Below are 5,401 nucleotides of genomic sequence, written 5' to 3'. Positions count from 1 at the left end.
GTAGCGGCCCGCGCCGCCGGCCCCGGGGGAAGCAGCGCCAACGCCGCGCTCCCGACGAGCGCCAGGAGCGTCCAGGCCCGCCCTCGCAGCCGACCGGACCGAGGCACGTCACTCCCTCCTCGGCCCTTTAGGCTGCCCGCCTCAGGGGGCCAGGATTCCCAGCAGCGCGGTCGCCAGTTGCTCCTCTTCCTCGGGGCGGACGGTGCGCAGGTCGAGGAGCAGCCGGCCCTCGCGCAGGCGGGCGACGACGGGCGGGTCGGCCGCGCGCAGGCGGGCGGCCACCCGTTCGGGCTCGGCGGCGCGCACGGCCACCAGCCAAGTGGGGAGCGCCTGCTCGGGCAGCGAGCCGCCCCCCGCCCGCGACTCGCCCGGCACCGCCTCCACCGCCGCGCGGCCCAGGCGGGCGGCCAGCGCCTCGGCCAGGCGGAGCGCGCGGACCTGGAGCGACCGTTCGTCCAGGGCGAGCATGCGCAGCGCCGGGATCTCCTCCCAGGCACGCTCCGGCTGGCGGTAGGCGGCCAGCGTCGCCTCCAGCGCGGCCACGGTCAGCTTGTCGATGCGCACGGCCCGCGCCAGCGGGTGGCGGCGGCAGCGCTCCACCACCTCCCGCCGGCCCACCAAAAGGCCCGCCTGCGGCCCGCCCAGCAGCTTGTCGCCGCTGAACGTGACCAGATCGGCCCCCGCGGCCACTGCCTCCTGCACCGTCGGCTCGCCGCCCAGGCCGATGCGGCCGAGGTCGACCAGCGAGCCGCTGCCCAGGTCGACCAGCGCCAGCAGGCCGCGCCGGTGCGCCGCCTGCACCAGCGCGGCCAGGTCGACCGAGGCGGTGAAGCCGACGATGCGGTAGTTGGAGGGATGGACCTTCAGGTAGGCGGCGGTCTCGGGCCCGGTGGCGCGGAGGAAGTCCTCCAGGCGCGTCCGGTTGGTGGTGCCCACCTCCACCAGGCGGGCGCCGCTCTGCTCCAGGACGTCGGGGATGCGGAAGGAGCCGCCGATCTCGATCAGCTCCCCGCGCGAGACCACCACCTCGCGCCCGCGCGCCAGAGCGCTGAGCGCCAGGAGGACGGCGGCCGCGTTGTTGTTGACGGCGAAGCCGTCCTCCGCCCCGGTCAGCTCGCGCAGCAGGCCGCTGACCAGGTTGTGGCGGCTGCCGCGGCGCCCCGCCTCCAGGTCGTACTCCAGGTTGCTGTAGCCGCGCGCCACCCGCTCCACCGCCGCCAGCGCCGCCTCCGAGAGAGGCGCGCGTCCCAGGTTGGTGTGCAGGACGACGCCGGTGGCGTTGAGGACGGGGCGGAGGACCGGCCGGCGGAGCGCCAGGAAGCGTTCCCGGGCGCGGGCGGCGATCCCGTCCGGCGAGGGGTCCGCCGGCTCGCCCGCGCGGATGCGGCGGCGGAGCTCCTCCAGCTCCAGGTCGAGGGCACGCTTGACCAGCGCCGGAGGTTCGCCCTCCGACCAGGCGCGGAGCGCGGGGTGGGCGAGCAGCTCGTGCATGGCGGGCAGGGTGCGCAGGCGCGCCTCAGGCCCGGGGGTGCGATCGCCGGTAGACATCGTCGACGAATCCCTTCGTCAGGTGGGTGTAGATCTGCGTGGTGGCGATGTCGGCGTGGCCCAGCATCTCCTGGACGGAGCGCAGGTCGGCGCCGTTCTCCAGCAGGTGGGTGGCGAAGGAGTGGCGCAGCGTGTGGGGCGTGATCCGCTGCCGGATGCCGGCGCGGCGCGCGTAGCCGCGCAGGAGCTTCCAGAAGCCCTGGCGCGTGAGGCGGCCGCCGCGCGCGTTGACGAAGAGCGCTTCCTGGTGGCGCTCGCGGACCAGCCGCGGCCGCGCCCAGGAGAGGTACTCGCCGAGCGCCTCCAGGGCGCGCCGGCCGACGGGCACGATCCGCTCGCGGGCGCCCTTGCCCCAGCAGCGCACCACCTGGTCCTCCAGGTCCAGGTCGGAGAGGTCCAGCTGGACCAGCTCCGAGACGCGCAGGCCGCTGGCGTACATCAGCTCCAGCATGGCCCGGTCGCGGCAGCCGCGCGGGCTCCCCGCGGGCGGCGCGGCCAGGAGGCGGTCCACCTCCTCGACGGAGAGGACGCGCGGCAGGCGGTGGGGCAGCGCGGGCCGCCCCACCTCCAGAGCCGGGTTCTCGCGGCGCACGCCCTCCCGGGTGAGGAAGCGGTAGAAGGCGCGCAGGGCGGCCACGCGCCGGGCGATGGTGGAGGGGGCCAGCTTCCTGCCGCTCAGGTCGACCAGGTAGGCGGCCAGCGTCTCCGCCCCCGCCGACTCCAGCCGCTCGCCGCGCAGGCGCAGAAAGGCGGCGAAGTCGGCCAGGTCGCGCCGGTAGGCGGCCACCGTATGGCGCGAGAGGGCGCGCTCGACGCCCAGGTAGGCGAGGAAGGCGGCCACCCGCTCCTCCTCCGGCGCCCCGCCCCGCGCCGCTCTGGGCGCGCGCTCAGGCCAGGAGGCTCTCGGCCGGCGTGTACGGGAGTCCATGGGCCTCGGCCACCGCCGCATAGGTGACGCGGCCGTCGCAGGTCTGGAGCCCGCGCGCCAGGCTGGGGTCGCGCCGCAGCGCCTCCCGCCAGCCCAGCCCGGCCAGCCGTTCCACGTAGGGCAGGGTGGCGTTGGTCAGGGCGAAGGTGGAGGTGCGCGGCACCGCGCCGGGGATGTTGGCCACGGCGTAGTGGACGACGCCGTGGCGCACATAAGCCGGATTGCTGTGGGTGGTGACGTGGTCGCAGGTCTCCACCGAGCCGCCCTGGTCGATGGCCACGTCCACGATGACCGAGCCCGGCTTCATGCTCTTGACCATCTCCTCGGTCACCAGGTGCGGCGCCCGCGCCCCCGGCACGAGGACGGCGCCCACCAGGATGTCGGCGCGGTGGACGGCCTCGGCGATGTTGGCGCGGTTGGAGGCCAGGGTGGTGATGCGACCGCCGAAGATGTCGTCAAGGTAGCGGAGCCGGTCGGCGTTGATGTCCAGGACGGTGACGTGCGCCCCCAGGCCCAGCGCGATCTTGGCCGCGTTGACACCCACCGTCCCCCCGCCGACGATGACCACGTCCCCGCGCGGGACGCCGGGCACGCCACCCAGCAGGACGCCCCGGCCGCCCTGCGGCGCCTCCAGGAAGTGGGCCCCGATCTGGACGGCCATTCGCCCGGCCACCTCGCTCATGGGCGTCAGGAGGGGCAGGGAGCGGTCGGGAAGCTGGACCGTCTCGTAGGCGACGGCGACGACGCCGTGCTCCAGGAGCGCCTGCGTCAGCTCCCGGGCCGCCGCCAGGTGGAGATAGGTGAAGAGGAGCAGTCCCGGGCGGAAGTAGGCGAACTCCTGGGGCAGCGGCTCCTTCACCTTGAGCACCATCTCCGCCCCCGACCAGACGTCGGCCGCCTCGCGGACGACGGTGGCCCCCTGCCGGGCGTAGGCCTCGTCATCGAAGCCGCTGCCCAGGCCGGCTCCGCTCTCCACCAGGACCTGGTGGCCTTCGTGGACCAGTGCCGCCGCACCGGCCGGGGTGAGAGCGACGCGTGCCTCGTCCTGTTTGATCTCGCGCGGGACCCCGATCCTCACCGGGCTGCCACTCCCTTCGCAATCTGCCAACCTGCGGCCACTCACGAAGCCGAGTGCAGTATAGCATCCGCCCCGCCGGGCCTGTCCGGCGCACGGGGGCCGGCGGGGGCGGGACCGGGAGGCGGGGTGTGGCGACGGGCGGCGCCTTTCAGAGGAGGGCCAGGACCGCCCGCGCGAAGGGGAGCGCCAGGAAGGCCTGGACGGCGCTGACGCCCGCCAGTCCTACCGCGCCCAGGACGGTGAGGAGCGGCAGCGGCAGCGGCTCGCGCCGGCGCAGGTGGCGGCCGCCGAGCGGCAGGTGACGGCGCAGGAGGAGCATGGAGGAGTGGCAGGCGGCCGCCGAGACCAGTAGCCAGATGGGGATGGCCAAGAGGTTTTGCGGCAGGACGGCCGTGCCCGCCATCACCAGGCCCGGCCAGCCGGCCCGGGCCACCAGCGCGGCGACCGTGAAGCCGATGTCGGCGCCACGCAGGGCGACCAGCAGGAGAACCAGGGGGGCGCCGTAGGCGGTGAAGCCCAGCGCGCAGAGGAGGAGGAGCAGGCGCACCTCGCCCACCAGGGCGTGGGCGAAGAGCGGGACTGCGGCGGGAGCCTGGCCGCTGTCCAAGAGCCGCCGGAAGCCGTCCACCATGGCGGCCACCTCCCCGGCCTGGGCCGGCGCCAGCGCCGTCAGCGCCAGCGCCCCGGCCGCCGCCGCCAGGAGGAAGGTGCCCGCGGTCAGCAGGAGGTAGGGCGCGAGCGCCTGGATCGCCCGCGCCAGCTGCCGGATCCCGCGCCCGCTCGTCGGCATGAGCTACCACCTCGTCCCACCTCTATGCCGGGGAGGCGACGCTCATGCGGCCGCCCGCCCCGGCGGCACCGCTCAGGCGCGCGGGGCGAGGAGACCGGCGGCGTAGCCCGCGGCCGCGGCGAAGCGGAAGAGTTGGCCCTCCTCTTCCGGCCCGCGGCCCATGCTGCGGAGCGGCAGGGGCGATCCGGCCAGGGCGGCCTCGATCTCGGCGCCCTCCACCTCCAGCCAGGCGTGACGGCGGAGCAGCTCCGGGGGCAGCTCCACCGGCGGGGGGGCCGGCACGGCGATCCAGGCCGGGGTCGCCGCCAGGCGTCCCAGGGTGGCGCGCGCGTGGTGACTGACGCCGCGATGGCGCGGGCGAGGGTCGGCCTGGCTGACGCGCAGCGCGGCCACCGGCCGGCCGCCCAGGGCCGCCGCCGCCTGCAGGCTCCAGGCCTGCTCGACGCCGGTGAAGCCGAAGGGCGTGCCCGTGCCGGCGATACCCGGCCCCATCAGGACCACCGCCATCTCGGCGCCCGCGGCCCACCGGGCCGCCAGGAGCGCCGAGGGGAGTGCCACCGCCTCCAGGTCGCCGCCGAAGGCGTGGCCGCAGGTGATGACCGCCTCGAGCCAGCCGAGGCGACGGAGTTCGAAGGCCGTCTCGCTGAGCGCCGCGGGAAGGGCGGCGCCGTCGGTCATCACGTAGGCGATGCGCCGGAGGCCGGCCCGCCTGGCGCCCAGGACCACGGGGAGGAGCTGGCTGTGCAGCTCGCCCGCCACCACGGGCATGCCTTCCAGGTCCTGGCGCGCGGGGTCGCTCAGCGCCTCGCGGGCGGGGCCGCCCTCCTCCTCGCAGGCCAGGACGGCCAGCTGCCAGGGCGTGTAGCGGAGCTTGACGATGTGGCCGGCGGGCGGCCCCTCCAGGGGGCGCGGCGGATCGGTGGCGACCACCAGGTGGTGGCCGCCGCTCCCCAGGCCGAGGCGGACGGCCGTCACGTTGAGCCAGACGGCCTGGCCGGCCCGGAGCGGGCCGCCCAGGAGCTGGGGGAAGGCCCAGGCCGGCGCCTCTTCGGGCTCC

General features: G+C 76.1%; 5 protein-coding genes. All 5 read right to left on the bottom strand.

What is annotated here, in order from left to right; genetic code table 11:
- Positions 1-141: 141 nt before the first annotated feature.
- Entirely contained in the window at positions 142-1,548 is a 1,407-nt protein-coding gene (selA, locus tag K6U79_10780; protein MCL6522835.1) for an L-seryl-tRNA(Sec) selenium transferase, read from the bottom strand.
- Positions 1,517-2,476, bottom strand: a complete 960-nt coding sequence (gene xerD, locus K6U79_10775) for a site-specific tyrosine recombinase XerD (protein MCL6522834.1) — start codon at positions 2,474-2,476, stop codon at positions 1,517-1,519. The genes selA and xerD overlap by 32 nt, the downstream gene beginning before the upstream one ends.
- Positions 2,436-3,554, bottom strand: a complete 1,119-nt coding sequence (gene ald, locus K6U79_10770) for an alanine dehydrogenase (protein MCL6522833.1) — start codon at positions 3,552-3,554, stop codon at positions 2,436-2,438. The genes xerD and ald overlap by 41 nt, the downstream gene beginning before the upstream one ends.
- Positions 3,555-3,702: 148 nt before the next feature.
- Entirely contained in the window at positions 3,703-4,344 is a 642-nt protein-coding gene (locus K6U79_10765; GenBank protein ID MCL6522832.1) for a stage II sporulation protein M, read from the bottom strand.
- Positions 4,345-4,416: 72 nt separating this feature from the next.
- The coding region (locus K6U79_10760; GenBank protein ID MCL6522831.1) for a DUF3866 family protein at positions 4,417-5,401 on the bottom strand (985 nt) is incomplete at its 5' end.

This window comes from Bacillota bacterium (genome assembly GCA_023511835.1).
In the GTDB taxonomy this organism is placed as follows: Bacteria; Bacillota; Sulfobacillia; order JAIMAT01; family JAIMAT01; genus JAIMAT01.
The sequence above is the reverse complement of the archived record's forward strand: the minus strand, read 5'-3'. Positions and strand labels throughout refer to the sequence as shown.

Excerpts from the sequence above, each read along its gene's own strand:
- selA (MCL6522835.1), bottom strand. The coding sequence starts at position 1,548 with ATGTCTACCGGCGATCGCACCCCCGGGCCTGAGGCGCGCCTGCGCACC.
- xerD (MCL6522834.1), bottom strand. The coding sequence starts at position 2,476 with ATGGACTCCCGTACACGCCGGCCGAGAGCCTCCTGGCCTGAGCGCGCG.
- K6U79_10765 (MCL6522832.1), bottom strand. The coding sequence starts at position 4,344 with ATGCCGACGAGCGGGCGCGGGATCCGGCAGCTGGCGCGGGCGATCCAG.